At 52.8% G+C, this 14,592-nt stretch carries 12 protein-coding genes; 8 read left to right on the forward strand and 4 right to left on the reverse strand.

Features of this window, described 5'->3' with window-relative positions:
• Window positions 1-110 precede the first annotated feature (110 nt).
• The 3 genes from AC1DHT_RS16485 to AC1DHT_RS16495 all read left to right on the forward strand — a co-directional run bounded on the left by AC1DHT_RS16485 (window position 111) and on the right by AC1DHT_RS16495 (window position 2,896).
• Window positions 111-1,163: a hypothetical protein gene (locus tag AC1DHT_RS16485; RefSeq protein WP_427542661.1), complete on the forward strand. Its 1,053-nt coding sequence runs from the start codon at window positions 111-113 to the stop codon at window positions 1,161-1,163.
• Between the two features lie 31 nt (window positions 1,164-1,194).
• The gene (locus AC1DHT_RS16490) at window positions 1,195-2,181 is read left to right on the forward strand and encodes an alpha-xenorhabdolysin family binary toxin subunit B (RefSeq protein WP_477761400.1); all 987 of its coding nucleotides are present in this window, start codon (window positions 1,195-1,197) and stop codon (window positions 2,179-2,181) included.
• A gap of 157 nt (window positions 2,182-2,338) precedes the next feature.
• A complete protein-coding gene (locus tag AC1DHT_RS16495; RefSeq protein ID WP_427542667.1) occupies window positions 2,339-2,896 on the forward strand; it encodes a protein-tyrosine phosphatase family protein in 558 nt (185 codons plus the stop codon).
• Window positions 2,897-2,965: 69 nt separating this feature from the next.
• Here the strand turns inward: AC1DHT_RS16495 and AC1DHT_RS16500 are convergent, their stop codons facing one another.
• Window positions 2,966-4,549 (reverse strand): peptide chain release factor 3, encoded by a 1,584-nt coding sequence (locus tag AC1DHT_RS16500; protein ID WP_427530037.1) that lies wholly within the window; start codon window positions 4,547-4,549, stop codon window positions 2,966-2,968.
• A gap of 485 nt (window positions 4,550-5,034) precedes the next feature.
• Here AC1DHT_RS16500 and AC1DHT_RS16505 point away from each other — a divergent pair, with 485 nt between their 5' ends.
• The 4 genes from AC1DHT_RS16505 to AC1DHT_RS16520 are packed head-to-tail and all read left to right on the forward strand — an operon-like array spanning window position 5,035 to window position 8,489.
• Window positions 5,035-5,751, forward strand: coding sequence for an ABC transporter permease (locus AC1DHT_RS16505; RefSeq protein ID WP_427542670.1), 717 nt, complete (start codon window positions 5,035-5,037; stop codon window positions 5,749-5,751).
• A gap of 24 nt (window positions 5,752-5,775) precedes the next feature.
• Complete coding sequence (locus AC1DHT_RS16510) at window positions 5,776-6,669, forward strand: glycine betaine ABC transporter substrate-binding protein (RefSeq protein ID WP_427542673.1); 894 nt, start codon at window positions 5,776-5,778, stop codon at window positions 6,667-6,669.
• A gap of 12 nt (window positions 6,670-6,681) precedes the next feature.
• Window positions 6,682-7,335 carry an ABC transporter permease gene (locus AC1DHT_RS16515; protein WP_427542676.1) on the forward strand — a complete coding sequence of 218 codons (654 nt, stop codon included), beginning with the start codon at window positions 6,682-6,684 and terminating at the stop codon, window positions 7,333-7,335.
• Window positions 7,332-8,489, forward strand: a complete 1,158-nt coding sequence (locus tag AC1DHT_RS16520; protein WP_477761401.1) for an osmoprotectant ABC transporter ATP-binding protein OsmV — start codon at window positions 7,332-7,334, stop codon at window positions 8,487-8,489. The genes AC1DHT_RS16515 and AC1DHT_RS16520 overlap by 4 nt, the downstream gene beginning before the upstream one ends.
• A 57-nt stretch (window positions 8,490-8,546) precedes the next feature.
• On the opposite strand, the gene AC1DHT_RS16525 is transcribed toward AC1DHT_RS16520, so the two are convergent.
• The gene (locus AC1DHT_RS16525) at window positions 8,547-9,470 is read right to left on the reverse strand and encodes a hypothetical protein (RefSeq protein ID WP_427542682.1); all 924 of its coding nucleotides are present in this window, start codon (window positions 9,468-9,470) and stop codon (window positions 8,547-8,549) included.
• A gap of 604 nt (window positions 9,471-10,074) precedes the next feature.
• Between AC1DHT_RS16525 and AC1DHT_RS16530 the strand changes: the two genes are divergently transcribed.
• The gene (locus tag AC1DHT_RS16530) at window positions 10,075-11,238 is read left to right on the forward strand and encodes a type III PLP-dependent enzyme (protein ID WP_427542685.1); all 1,164 of its coding nucleotides are present in this window, start codon (window positions 10,075-10,077) and stop codon (window positions 11,236-11,238) included.
• Between the two features lie 43 nt (window positions 11,239-11,281).
• Here AC1DHT_RS16530 and AC1DHT_RS16535 read toward each other — a convergent pair whose 3' ends face one another.
• Window positions 11,282-12,160 carry a hypothetical protein gene (locus AC1DHT_RS16535; RefSeq protein ID WP_427542688.1) on the reverse strand — a complete coding sequence of 293 codons (879 nt, stop codon included), beginning with the start codon at window positions 12,158-12,160 and terminating at the stop codon, window positions 11,282-11,284.
• Window positions 12,161-12,209: 49 nt separating this feature from the next.
• A complete protein-coding gene (locus AC1DHT_RS16540) occupies window positions 12,210-14,426 on the reverse strand; it encodes an alpha-xenorhabdolysin family binary toxin subunit A (RefSeq protein ID WP_427542691.1) in 2,217 nt (738 codons plus the stop codon).
• Window positions 14,427-14,592 lie beyond the last annotated feature (166 nt).

A 14,592-nucleotide genomic window follows, 5' to 3' on the forward strand; every position in this document is an offset into this window, starting at 1 on the left:
TAAAACCAGGCACTCATCATGAGTAAAAAATGCACGCTGATTTTAACGTAACGTTTGTCTGCACTGCATGCACACCTGGAGTTACTTTAAATTACTGAAGGGAAACTATCATGGAACACGGTACCGAATATCCACTACCCGTAATAACCAGTGATGATGTGCGGGTCATTGAACGTTATGTCAGGGAAGGCAAAGCGCTTCCTGTGACGGCCGATGATGTTAAAAAAGTGCTGCCTAGCTCGCCAGATTCGCTAATTACAGATGTTACAGCCAATTATACGACTATCCGTGATCACGCGCGGTCGTGGGAAACAGTACAAAAGAGCATGACCGATATTAGTACTATCCTCATTGCGTTCTCAAAGGACGTCTGCGAGTATGGTGACGACGCGGTGACCCATGTAAAAAACATGGAAGGTTACAAGTCTAGAAAGATCGCTTCTTTAACCCCGCAAGAACTGGAAAGTTTTCCAAGTATTTCTTTGGATGGCGATGACCAGCGCACCATTCCTGACTTAATTCAAACAGTCAATTACATCAAAAAATCGATTATTGACAAGAAGACAAGAAGCGTCAGCGCGTTGCAGTCTCTTGAAACCTTCAAAAGGAAATTGATCGGTGAGGTAGAACCCTGGATCGGTTCCATGATTCAGCTTTCGAATCCCGATGCGTTGGATACGGAAATTGCCAACCTGCATCGTGAAATCCTTAAGCTCGGGGACTCTGCTACTCAAGTGACATTAAAGCCAACCTTCATGGGCACGATTCTAGGCTTCGCGAAAGACTTAGCTGTGACACTTTCCGTTATAGAAAGAGACAAAAAAAGCGCCACTGGTGCCCAACTGATAAAACGTAGAGAGGACGCCCTTAACCAAATAGTGTCAAGAGACAAGTTCAAAGGTATCCTTCAGACGCTCCATATCAGCATGGGTTCCTTATATGACGCAGTGACACCAGCCATTAATACCGTCACCCATCTCCACAGTCACTGGGAGGCAGTAATTTTTCTTATAGATGACTCATTGAGTCGATTCCGAAGCGGGGCTGATTATGCGCTTCTCGGCCTGTTCGTTCGAAAACTTGAAGCGTTACTGGCTGACTGGCGCAATGTTGAAAACAACTCAACGGCGCTGATTAACGCCTTTAGATTAGACATTCGATAATCGAATAATAACACTCAAAGAGGCAAATAAAATGACTACCGCTAACCTTGTTAACCCTGATATTTTTATCGCAAAAGATTGCCGAGCGATCATTAACTATTATGCAAAAATCAAATTGAGTCTTATTGATATTAGCACGTTGCGCACTGATCTCCTTGCCCTTGCCAAGTACACCGAAGACGCCCATCAAAATGCCAATGACATTTTACGAAAATCCATTGATGCTATGAACACCGACGACATCCAAGGCGCAATGGAAGACATTAATGAAGTGACCGGCGACGCACAAAAAGCTTATGAAAATGAACTACAGGCTATTATTTTCAGGCGCAAGCAAACCATGGCAAGCCTGCGCAATGAACTGTACAAGCCAACCTTTAATCTTAAAATGATGGGCTTTACAAGCAATAATTTTAGACTTAGCGAACTCAATGTAACAAAAACAAACCTGCAGGCCATTTCTAAACTGGAAAAGGGCGACGATTATTATGACGTCTTACTAAAGAACAAAAAGTCCCTTGATGCTGCCATTGAACTATTCGAAAGTCAGTCTTTTTATGACAAGATAAGTCCACTTATAGAGCAAGTCGAAGGGGTGGTGACATCCGAATCACCGGCAAATTTCAAACGTACCCTGGTAAAAGAGGGCATCGAAGCAGCGAAGAGCGTTCTTAAAATGGCCGACGCGCAGTTGAAATATGAAGACATGGTGAAAGCCCGAACGGAAATCATCAAAAAGATCATGGCACGAGACCAACGTGCCGACAATACAGATAGGCAACTCAAATACTACTTCGATGAAATAGCACAAATCGAAGATTACGAGCGCTTGCGGGAGCCAAAAAGACAGTATGTCGAAGAGGTCGAAAAAATAATTTCATCATTTGATTCTTTTATCCAAACCGTCTTTTCTGAACCGCCAATAGACCCGATGAGCGTAGCCCAACGTTTTGTAAATAACGCATCTGTTTTTCGGTCTTATGCGGACAACCTCTTCCGGCAGTGGRCTCGTGTTTAATCTGCCCTCACGGGCGTGAGTGCAATTACCACGCTCTATCAAACCATCTGTCGACACCAAGGTATTAATCTGGCCGCCTCTTTTTGTAGCGCCCCCTTCCAGCATTGATAGTGAACACTATCAATGCTGGAAGGGCGAACTAACCTGGAGAACTAAAATGAAAAAAAGTGTCAGCAGCCTGACAGGCTATGTAGAAAAATTGTCATCAGGCAAAACCGCCGTGTTCAAAAACTGGGTTACCTTTGACAAAGGTACAACCAAAGTATTCAGAAGTTCACAGCCATACTACAACGATACAGATGACACACTTCAAAAGTTTGACACACCGGCCATCGCACTTTTAAAAGTCTACAACATCAAAGGCATCATCAGCCTGAATCATAATTTAATATATGAAACCAGCGCAGTAGCATTGAGCAAAGAGAATATCACTTATCACAATCTCGCCATTGTGGATTTCAGCACCCCTTCAGCCAAAGAACTTTTACAGGGGTGTAAGGCCATAGATAGCGTACTGGATAAAGGAGGTAACGCTTTGGTTTATTGTGGTTTTGGCCAGGGAAGGACGGGAACGATGATGACAGCTTATGGAATATACAAACTCCCCAAAGGAAGTCCGGCCTCCAAGTTAGAAGCACTTATCGACGCGTCTACAGCGGAGACCGATGACCAGGAGAAAGCTCTCCGCGAGCTTTACAAAATGCAAAACTCTTAGAAAGACTGTGTATTGGCCAAATGAGGGTGGTCATCATGACCTCCCTCTATCACTGACAACGCTCAGCGCTTAATGATGCTCACGCGTCGCGCGGAATTTCACGTCCGGCCAGCGCTCTTCCATCAGTGCCAGGTTGACCCGGGTCGGGGCCAGGTAGGTCAGGTGGCCGCCGCCGTCGAGGGCGAGGTTTTCCACGGCCTTGACGCTGAACTCTTCGAGCTTCTTCTTATCGCTGCAATCGATCCAGCGGGCGGACCACACGGTGATCGGCTCGTAGGCGCATTCGACCTTGTATTCCTCTTTCAGGCGGCTGGCGACCACATCGAACTGCAGCACACCGACGGCGCCGAGGATGATGTCGTTGCTACGTTCCGGGAAGAACACCTGGGTCGCGCCCTCTTCGGCCAGCTGCTGCAAGCCCTGGCGAAGTTGCTTGGACTTGAGCGGATCCTTCAGGCGTACGCGACGGAACAGTTCCGGGGCGAAGTGCGGGATACCGGTGAAGCCCAGGGTTTCGCCTTCGGTGAAGGTGTCGCCGATCTGGATGGTGCCGTGGTTGTGCAAACCGATGATGTCGCCGGCAAACGCTTCTTCCAGCTGCTCACGCTCGGAGGAGAAGAAGGTCAGCGCATCGCCGATCCGGACGTCCTTGCCGGTACGCACGTGGCGCATCTTCATACCTTTTTCGTACTTGCCGGAGCAGATACGCATGAAGGCAATGCGGTCGCGGTGTTTAGGGTCCATGTTCGCCTGGATCTTGAACACGAAACCGCTGAACTTCTCTTCCACCGGTTCCACGGTACGCTCGTTGGCGACACGGGCCAGCGGCTTCGGTGCCCAGTCGACCACGGCGTCGAGCACGTGATCGACCCCGAAGTTGCCCAGCGCCGTACCGAAGAACACCGGGGTCAGTTGGCCGTCCAGGAATTCCTGTTGATTGAATTCGTGGCAGGCGCCTTGCACCAGTTCCAGCTGTTCGATGAAGCGCTCGTACTCGTCACCCAAATGCGCTCGGGCTTCATCGGAGTCGAGCTTCTCGATGATTTTCACATCGGTCCGCTCGTGGCCGTGGCCTGCGGTGTAGACGATGATGTAGTCGTCGGCGAGGTGATAGACGCCTTTGAAATCGCGGTAGCAACCGATCGGCCAGGTGATCGGCGCAGCCTTGATCTTCAGGACGGCTTCGATTTCGTCGAGCAGTTCGATCGGGTCACGAATGTCGCGGTCGAGTTTGTTGATGAAGCTGACGATCGGCGTGTCACGCAGACGGCAGACGTCCATCAGGGCGATGGTCCGTGGCTCTACACCCTTACCGCCGTCGAGGACCATCAATGCCGAGTCGACCGCCGTCAGGGTGCGGTAGGTGTCTTCGGAGAAGTCTTCGTGGCCCGGGGTGTCGAGCAGGTTGATCATGTGATCGCGATACGGGAACTGCATGACCGACGTGGTAATGGAAATACCACGCTGCTTTTCCATTTCCATCCAGTCGGAGGTGGCATGGCGGTCGGATTTGCGAGACTTCACCGTGCCGGCAACCGCAATCGCCTTGCCCATCAGCAAGAGCTTCTCGGTGATGGTGGTCTTACCCGCATCGGGGTGGGAAATAATGGCGAAAGTGCGGCGTTTCGCGACTTCGGCGGCCTGTTTGGTCATGGGAAATCGCCTGGCAGGTGATTCAAAAAAGGGCGGCGAGTATAGCGTAAACATGGGGCCACGGACCACCGTTCACCCTGTAGCAGCTGCCGAGCTTGCGAGGCTGCGTTCGGCGGCGCAGCCGTCGTAAATCAAAAAACGTGGTCTTTCAGGCATACCGCGCATGACGGTTTTACGGCCGCTTCGCAGCCGAACGCAGCCTCGCGGGCTCGGCAGCTGCTACAGGATGTGAGGCGAATGGGGTGGCTAAATGCTGCTAATTGTGGAACCTTTTAAAGAGTGGAGCCGTCCACTCCCCTGTTACGACCTGTCGTCAGGGGCTGAAATATCAGCAAGTCAGCCTGACGAGGCTGCGCTTATGGCTCGATCTCATGCCGCTTTGCCGGCATCGAACGAGCTGCTTTTCGCGAACAGTGTCTTCGGCAGCCAAGTATGGCGTTGCCACACGAAGCACTGTCCGCCGACTGAAATAAAGGAGTCCGCCTGTGGCTATCCGCTATGGCAAAGGGCTAATAGGAGGAGCGGTTGTCGTCGCCCTTCTGGCCCTGCTGATCCACTGGATCGGCATCAACACGATCAACCTGTACCGCGACGATTTGTTGTTTTACCTGCAAGCTCATCTGATTCTCGTCCTCGCTTCCATGCTGGCTGCCCTCGTTGTGGGCATTCCTGCCGGCATCCTCCTCAGCCGCCCGACCATGGTCGGACGCGCCGAACGCTTCATGCAGCTCTTCAACATCGGCAACACCGTCCCGCCTCTCGCCGTACTGGCCATCGCCCTGGGGATTCTCGGGATCGGTAGCGGCCCCGCGATATTTGCGCTGTTCCTCGCGTCCCTATTACCCATCGTGCGCAACACCTACGAAGGCCTGAAAAACGTTCAGGGTTCACTCAAGGAGGCGGCTGTCGGTATCGGCATGACCCCGCGTCAGGTGCTCTGGCGGGTCGAACTGCCGAACGCTGTGCCGATCATCATCGGCGGCGTGCGCGTCGCATTGGCGATCAACGTCGGCACCGCCCCACTGGCGTTCCTGATCGGCGCCAACAGCCTGGGCAGCCTGATTTTCCCTGGCATCGCCTTGAACAATCAGCCGCAACTGATCCTCGGCGCAGTCTGCACTGCCCTGCTGGCCTTACTGCTCGACGGTCTGGTGACACTGGCCAGCCGACTCTGGCTGGAACGCGGTTTACCCCAGTCCTGAATCCGGCTGAGCGAAGGAATAATCATGAAGACATTTAGCTTGTTACTAGGCTGCGTCCTGCTGTGCGCAGGATTTGCCCATGCCGCCGACAAACCGTTGATCCGCATCGGCGCCCGGGTGTTCACCGAACAAACCCTGCTCGCGGAAATTACCTCGCAATACCTGCGGACGAAGGGTTACGAGGTTCAGGTGACCGGCGGCCTGGGCAGCAGCCTGGCCCGCAGCGCCCATGAAAACGGTCAACTCGACCTGATGTGGGAATACACCGGTGTGTCGCTGGTGGCTTACAACCATGTCACCGAGAAACTCGACAGCGAACAGTCCTACGCGCGGGTTAAGGAGCTCGACGCGAAAAAGGGTCTGGTCTGGCTCAGTCCGTCGAAATTCAGCAACACCTACGCCTTGGCGCTGCCGAAGAACGTGGCTGACGAATACCCGCAGATCAACCGCATCAGCGACTTGAACAACGTGCTCGGCGCTGAGGTGAAGGCCAACCACCTGGTGGCTCTGGACACCGAGTTCGCCAACCGTTCCGACGGCCTCAAAGGCATGGTCAAGCTCTACAACATGAACCTGACCCGCAACAATATCCGCCAGATGGACGCCGGGCTGGTCTACACCGCGCTGCGCAATGGCCAGGTATTTGCCGGCCTGGTCTACACCACTGACGGTCGCTTGAACGCTTTCAAGTTGAAACTGCTGGAAGACGACAAGCATTACTTCCCCGACTACACCGCTGCGCCGGTTGTGCGTCAGGTGTACCTCGATGCCCATCCGCAACTGGCCGAACAGCTCAAACCACTGGCCGAACTGTTCGACGACCAAACCATGCGTCAGCTCAATGCGCGGGTCGATGTCGATCATGAAAGCCCTTCCGCCGTGGCCGCAGATTTCTTGCGCCAGCACCCATTGAACTAAGGAGGAAAAGCCATGGAGTTTCTCAACGCCTTTTCCCATCTGGACTGGCCACTCGTCCTGCACCTGACCTGGCAACACGTCACCCTGGTCGGCATCGCCGTGACCCTGGCGATTGTGGTCGGCGTGCCGCTGGGCATTCTGATGACGCGCTTCCCGACGCTGGCCGGTCCCTTGCAAGCCAGCGCCACGGTGCTGTTGACCATCCCGTCGATTGCACTGTTTGGTCTGCTATTGCCGTTCTACTCGAAATTCGGCCAGGGCCTGGGACCGATGCCGGCCATCACCGCGGTGTTTCTGTATTCCCTGCTGCCAATCATGCGTAACACCTACCTGGCGCTGACCGGCGTCGAACCCGGCATTCGCGAAGCCGCACGCGGTATCGGCATGACCTTCGGTCAACGCCTGCGCATGGTCGAATTACCGATTGCGGTGCCGGTGATCCTCGCCGGCGTGCGCACCGCCGTGGTCATGAACATTGGTGTGATGACCATCGCCGCCACCATCGGCGCCGGTGGTCTGGGCGTATTGATCCTCGCTGCCATCAGCCGCAGCGATATGTCGATGCTGATCGTCGGTGCGGTGCTGGTCAGTCTTCTGGCGATCTTCGCCGACCTGCTTCTGCAATGGCTGCAACGTTCGCTGACTCCAAAAGGACTCCTGAAATGATCGAACTTCAAAACCTCAGCAAAACCTTTCACAGCAACGGCAAAGACATCAAAGCCGTGGACTCGGTGAACCTGACCGTCAATGAAGGCGAGATTTGCGTGTTCCTCGGGCCCTCGGGTTGCGGCAAAAGCACCACGTTGAAAATGATCAACCGGTTGATCAAACCAACCTCGGGCAAAATCCTGATCAACGGCGAAGACACCACCGACCTCGACGCAGTGACGCTGCGCCGCAATATCGGTTATGTGATCCAGCAGATCGGCCTGTTCCCGAACATGACCATCGAGGAAAACATCACCATCGTGCCGCGCCTGCTCGGCTGGGACAAACAGCAATGCCACGACCGCGCCCGCGAGTTGATGAGCATGATCAAGCTCGAACCCAAGCAGTATCTGAGCCGCTACCCGCGCGAGCTGTCCGGTGGCCAGCAACAGCGGATCGGCGTGATCCGCGCCCTCGCCGCCGACGCCMCACTGCTGTTGATGGACGAACCGTTCGGCGCGGTCGACCCGATCAACCGCGAGATGATCCAGAACGAGTTTTTCGAGATGCAGCGGGCGCTGGGCAAGACCGTGATCATGGTCAGTCATGACATCGACGAAGCGATCAAGCTCGGCGACAAGATCGCGATCTTCCGTGGAGGCAAGCTGATCCAGGTCGATCACCCGGACACCTTGCTCGCGCACCCGGCGGATGACTTTGTCAGCAACTTCGTCGGCCAGGACAGCACGCTCAAGCGCCTGCTGCTGGTCAAGGCCGAAGACGCGGCGGACAACGCGCCGTCAGTCAGCCCGGAAACGCCGGTGACCGAAGCGCTGGAGTTGATGGACGAACTCGACCGCCGCTACGTGGTGGTCACCTGCGCCGACAACAAGGCCTTGGGTTATGTGCGGCGCCGCGATCTGCACCGTCAGGCCGGCACCTGCGTGCAATACCTGCGCGAATTCAACGCCACGGCAGCCTACGACGAGCACCTGCGAATCCTCTTGTCGCGCATGTACGAGTTCAACCGGTCGTGGTTGCCAGTAATGGATGCCGAGCGGGTGTTCCTTGGGGAAGTGACCCAAGAGTCGATTGCCGAGTATTTGAGCTCTGGCAAATCCCGTGGGGGCAAGACCAGTATCGTTTCGCCGGCAGAGGTTGCGCTGGCCTGACAGGACGCCATCGCGGACAGTTGGGCCGGGGCAGCTTGCCCTTGTCCGCGACACCCTCTATCCCCGCTGACGATCGAGGGGGATGGCCTGATCTTCTTCAATGAACTTGAACATCGCCTGATCTGACGGTGAGACGGGCATGATGATGTAAATAATCGGACGCGAGATGCCTGTCTGAGTCAGAAAGTCCTTTTGATCGTATTGCGCAACTGCCTTACCCTCTGCATTGAAGTAAAAGAACGCCTGCAAAGGCAGTACTTTGCCAATACCCTGTTCCCACTTGGCCAGTCTGATTTCGTTGTAATCATTGAACGAATCTTCGAAGATCAACCCTTGGGCCTTCAACCCTTCGTTAATTGCGCTGACCGCATGTTCACCCAAGGCATCTCGCACATTGAATCCACACATACCACCATAACCTTTATGTTCTTTATAGTGGACAACCCACTGCTCAGCCGTGGTAATTCCCTGGGATTGGCATTCCCGGCTGGTGGGTCCATCCGAACTTTGCCCACACCCCTGATCTTCCCTGTCATTGGTTGCCCCGTCTCGAGGAAAAAAACAAAGAATGTCGATATTTTTCTTGTCCGCAGGCGCATCGCGCTTCGCGTAAAAAATGAAGCCATTCTTGTAAATGTACATGCTCCTGAACCTCGAATCCTGTCTCACGTACGAGGCCGATACGCCCTTGACCGTCGGGCTGGGGTTAGGATCCCACGAGTGATACTGCGTGGAGTGACTGGTGCCTCTGAGAATGACGCCTGAACACTCGAATACTGTGCCCGGGGAAAATGTTCGGCAAACCTTTGGAACGTTGTTATAGCGATCCGTCAGGTTCTTCGCCGTCTGCGGCCCGACAACGCGCAAGTCTTCTATCGCGTTTGCGTCTGGCGGAGCAGATTGTTGTGTAACGGCAAAACCCCGATGATTCACACAGGCTGAAAGCAGCATTGCAGAAATTACCGCAACTATTCTTTTCATCCCCTCACTCCTAGATAAGAAACATCAACTTCCCTGAGCTCCGCACAAACAGAAGCAGCTCCGGGCTAAACATGTATGCGCATGATTTATCAAAAAGTTAAAACTGGCCTACATCGCCCCTTTCAAATCCTATAGGTAAGTGAATCCGTGCACACCTGTCAGAGTTGACAGTTTAAAAGTATTTAATTGAATAAAGACTCTGTTCCGCGCTTCCAAACCCGCTCGCACAGGCTCTCCATCATTTGGGAAACTGGCAGGGTGCCTGGTCTGAAAAACGTCATCCGGGGGAACATCAGCCTGTCATGCAGGTCGGTTACACAGGTGACTAAAACGCACCGCACGACGGATGCGTGCAAAAACGCGACATTTTTTGTTGATCTCAAGGCCCTCACGCCCTAAAGTTCGCGCCGAACGTCCATGCTGGAAACGATCCATCCGGCTCAAGTACTGACGACGAGACAGCAAGGCCAAGGGAATCTGCATTTCCCATGGCCTTTTTGCTTTCGGCGACATGCCTTGGGAAGTAGGCGAACCAAAGTGGGGATACGGAGGACGTTCATTTGCACCCATTGATAATTTCAGTTTGCCAGTAGGAGTTCCCAGCATGTCGATCAACGTCGAAGACTATTTTGCGCGCGAAACCTTTCAGAAAATGAAGGCCTTCGCTGACAAGCAAGAAACCCCGTTCGTGGTCATCGATACCGCGATGATTGCCCAGGCCTATGACGACCTGCGCGCCGGTTTCGAATTCGCCAAGGTTTACTACGCGGTCAAGGCCAACCCGGCCGTCGAGATCATCGACTTGCTGAAAGAGAAAGGCTCGAGCTTCGACATCGCCTCGATCTACGAGCTGGACAAAGTGCTGGGCCGCGGCGTAACCCCGGACCGCATCAGCTACGGCAACACCATCAAGAAATCCAAGGACATTCGCTACTTCTACGAGAAGGGCGTGCGTCTGTATGCCACCGACTCCGAAGCCGACCTGCGCAACATTGCCAAGGCTGCACCGGGCTCGAAAGTCTATGTGCGCATCCTGACCGAAGGCTCGACCACCGCTGACTGGCCTTTGTCGCGCAAATTCGGCTGCCAGACCGACATGGCCATGGACCTGCTGATCCTCGCCCGCGACCTGGGCCTGGTGCCTTACGGTATCTCCTTCCACGTCGGCTCGCAGCAGCGCGACATCAGCGTCTGGGACGCGGCGATCGCCAAGGTCAAAGTGATCTTCGAACGTCTGAAAGAAGAAGACGGCATTAACCTCAAACTGATCAACATGGGCGGCGGCTTCCCGGCCAACTACATCACCCGCACCAACAGCCTGGAAACCTACGCCGAAGAAATCATCCGTTTCCTCAAGGAAGATTTCGGTGACGACCTGCCGGAAATCATCCTCGAGCCGGGCCGTTCGTTGATCGCCAACGCCGGCATCCTGGTCAGCGAAGTGGTGTTGGTCGCGCGTAAATCCCGCACCGCCGTCGAGCGTTGGGTGTACACCGATGTGGGCAAGTTCTCCGGCCTGATCGAAACCATGGACGAAGCCATCAAGTTCCCGATCTGGACCGAGAAAAAAGGCGAGATGGAAGAAGTGGTCATCGCCGGCCCGACCTGCGACAGCGCCGACATCATGTACGAAAACTACAAGTATGGCCTGCCACTGAACCTGGCCATCGGTGACCGCCTGTACTGGCTGTCCACCGGCGCGTACACCACCAGCTACAGCGCTGTTGAGTTCAATGGCTTCCCGCCGCTGAAATCGTTCTACGTATAAGCGATCTCTTGAAATAAAAGGTCCATGTAACCATGGACCTTTTTTATTTCCGCAGCCATGCTTCTACATGGTCAATCATCGCCATAGATTCATGAGCACCCTCCATAGCTGCGCCTAATTTGAAATTCAACTCCCCGAGTTTTGACGCACTCTTTGCTCTCAAGAGTTCGTTGATTACGCCGTCTATACGCTGATAGACCTCCTTGATGAACAGGCCCATCTGCGAGTTTACGGAAACGAACCCGCTAAATAACGCCACAATATCGCTTTTATATTCTGCCGCCCTGATCGAAGCGTCCCTGGAAGAGTAAGTGATGTCCCAGACAGGTGCAGTGCCCACCTCGAAAAACAACTCCTCCGCCACAGTCGGTTGTGGATGGCAATTACAGGATTGATGATCCATTGCACTCGTGAATACTGCTTTCAGTCCAAATGACTCGTGATACATTTCCTCGACGGTATATTTCAATTGTCGCATCGCAGCTCTTAGATCATAAAACCGAAGCGCCAATTCGTGAACCAGGTCCTGTACATTCTTTGGTGGAAATAACGTCCAGGTCGGAGATCGGGATAAACCGTACAACCTGAAATCCACTTGGGCAATGGGTTCGTTCCTGGAGAACTGCCTGGTTATTTCTAACGATTCGCGGGTGAATGTTGCCAGGTCTTCAACATAAGCACTGCATAGAAGCCTGGTTTCTTCAGTACGCCCCCAATACTCTTGCAGATATCGCCCATTAAACTGAGCATTGTTCAAACGCGAATCCTTGGCCAGAACCGCAAGTTGATGGCCGCTTCTTCTACGGCGCTCAAACACAACCGGTATACTGTCGAATGTCGGGTGCAGGGTCCCAAGGAAACGGGTGTAACGATCTAACACGCGCCGCTGCGCCGCAGTGAACTCATAGGCAAGTATATTCATACTCTATCTTGGAGGGGGTGGGCGTGCGACCCACCGCCCTCTTTCCTTATTACTGCCGAATGGTTTTCAAGTATTGAATGACGTCGGCGATCCGGGCAATCGCGGTATCCGTTCGCGCCTCGACGGGCAGTGACTTATCCTGCTTAAATTCGCGGGAGAACTTTTCAATGTCGGAGACCAGATTCGAAAATTCACTCACGTATTCCTGGCGCTCATCGTCCAGCTTGTCCAGCGTCATAACCAATTCAATCTTCCCATCAACCTGGGCGATATCTTTGGTGTGTTTTTGCAACTGCGCCCTCAGGTCGCCCGCTCTCTCCTTGAGCCTGTTGTATGCCGCCAGCATGTTGAGATAAGAAATGGCTTCCCCAATACCAGAGATCAATTTCTTAAGCGTATCAATAGCCAACAATGCGACTTGAACCTGCGGTGGCGCCAACCCCAGTGCTTTCAAATTATCCAGCGATAACTGCGCCTCTTCACCGATTTTTTCGACGCCGGCTTTCCCGATCAAGTCAATCGCTTCGGACACGGACTTCATCTGTTCATTCAGCTCAGCTAATTTTTCTTCGGAATTGATTTTTAGCTCTTCAACGAATGCCCGATCCTGTTTCAGCGTGACCACCCATTTTTCCGAGGCTACCCGGTCAAACGGGGCGTTAATACTCTTATGGATACTTTTTAAATCTTCAGTGTGTGCGAACATGATATCGAATACATTTTTGAGCTCGCGCTCCATGTCCTCACGAACCTCGTCTACATCGTCCGGGTAGTCAAGCTCTGCCTGATAGCCTTTCAGCTTCCTCTGCGCACGCTCCAAGTAGATACTGGTTGTCTGAGCCTGGTTACGCAGACCGAACATTGTCTTATTGATAGCGAGCGCCAGATCATTCATTGCTCCGACGGTGCCAGGCAAGTAATTGAATTGTTCGACAAGCATTTGTGCCGTGGTGTTCGTTCCTTGCACCGAGGCATTATGGCTACGCAACTCCGCCATATTGAACGCTGGATAATCCGAACCATTAAATAATGAACGCATCATTATCTCACTCCAAAAAAACTGACGATTATTGTTGTATTCCTTTTCCGCCTCTTCGAACACGCCAAGCAATTGATCCGAACCTACTTGTATTTGCTCCCAAGGATCAATAATACCGACTATCTGTGTTGTAAACTGCCTCAGCGAAGTCGCCTCTTCCAGTTTATCGACCTCTTTGATGGAAGCAGCGATATAGGTACTCAGCGCATTCCACACCAGCATAAGATTTTGCGTTGCGAGCTCAGCTTCGATCGCAACGTAGCTCAGGTTTTGAAGATCATCACGCACTTTATTCAAGGAGCTCAGTGTCTGGTTTTTGCTGGCCATCCTTTGATTATCGGCGTGTTGCAACTCCTTCAGCTTATTACGTTCACTGCGTATATTTTCAGCCTTGACACCCTGATAGATGCCAAGAATCAACCCGCCAACATTGAGGGTCGCTGCCGCCTTGATCGCTTCCTGAACCAGTTGATCGTATTGTTTATTGAGCTCGTCAATGTCTGCCGAGCGCAGGTCGATTTGCTTTTGCAGATCCTGAATATCTGCCTGATACGTATTTCTCGAAATAAATTCCAGTCGCAGCTTTATTTCCGGGAGTACCTTCTCGCGCATGTCGGCGCCAAAACAATCCAATTGTTTCCTGACACTCTCGGCCTTATCATGACAGATTCTGACCCTCTCCAGCATGTCATTGAGATAGTGCTTGATATCCGGAACATCTCCCGAAGGCAAGCCAAGATCGGGAAGGTTCGGGATCTTGTGTTTCAGTTTCAGATACTCTTCCCGCGTATTGATATTGTGTTCTTCCAGGTATTTCGATATTCTTAGCTCTTTATAAACATCTACAATTGCTTTACCAATCCTAATAATGCTACCGGCGAAAATCTTAAGGTCGGTGCCCGTCAGCATTATTTTCTCGCGCAATGGCGACCAGCGCTTGGCATGGTCATACGTCATGGTGAATGTGCGTAAAAAATCCCTGCCCGTCAGTCCCACGCGGCCCTCATCACCCGCGCCATAATTTAAATACGCAATGACATCCTGTAGCCGGACGGGAAGAGACAGCCCTAAGGTTTCATACTTCCTTAGGCTGACAATCTGCTCTTTGGTCAACTGCATTCCGGGGGCCCGGTTATATTCCTCGCCCTCGCCAAGCGATGCGCTCACAAATACCTTAGGCGCTTTTGCAGCGGCTTCGACCACCTTGCTGTCCATCTTGAATTCCATCAGAGACTCCTTGTCTTCTTCGGATCTTAATATATGCCCAGTTTATTCACGACACTAATGAGCCGTTTCATCCCGCTCAGTTACAGGCACCGTGAGAACAGACATTAATGTGCTGCGACGAACATTCACAAGACTTTAAATATTAAAAATCAAGACAGCCAGCACA

It is taken from the genome of Pseudomonas sp. 05N432, from assembly GCF_056396945.1.

Excerpts from the sequence above, each read along its gene's own strand:
- AC1DHT_RS16485 (WP_427542661.1), top strand. The coding sequence starts at position 111 with ATGGAACACGGTACCGAATATCCACTACCCGTAATAACCAGTGATGAT.
- AC1DHT_RS16495 (WP_427542667.1), top strand. The coding sequence starts at position 2,339 with ATGAAAAAAAGTGTCAGCAGCCTGACAGGCTATGTAGAAAAATTGTCA.
- AC1DHT_RS16500 (WP_427530037.1), bottom strand. The coding sequence starts at position 4,549 with ATGACCAAACAGGCCGCCGAAGTCGCGAAACGCCGCACTTTCGCCATT.
- AC1DHT_RS16510 (WP_427542673.1), top strand. The coding sequence starts at position 5,776 with ATGAAGACATTTAGCTTGTTACTAGGCTGCGTCCTGCTGTGCGCAGGA.
- AC1DHT_RS16515 (WP_427542676.1), top strand. The coding sequence starts at position 6,682 with ATGGAGTTTCTCAACGCCTTTTCCCATCTGGACTGGCCACTCGTCCTG.
- AC1DHT_RS16525 (WP_427542682.1), bottom strand. The coding sequence starts at position 9,470 with ATGAAAAGAATAGTTGCGGTAATTTCTGCAATGCTGCTTTCAGCCTGT.
- AC1DHT_RS16530 (WP_427542685.1), top strand. The coding sequence starts at position 10,075 with ATGTCGATCAACGTCGAAGACTATTTTGCGCGCGAAACCTTTCAGAAA.
- AC1DHT_RS16535 (WP_427542688.1), bottom strand. The coding sequence starts at position 12,160 with ATGAATATACTTGCCTATGAGTTCACTGCGGCGCAGCGGCGCGTGTTA.
- AC1DHT_RS16540 (WP_427542691.1), bottom strand. The coding sequence starts at position 14,426 with ATGGAATTCAAGATGGACAGCAAGGTGGTCGAAGCCGCTGCAAAAGCG.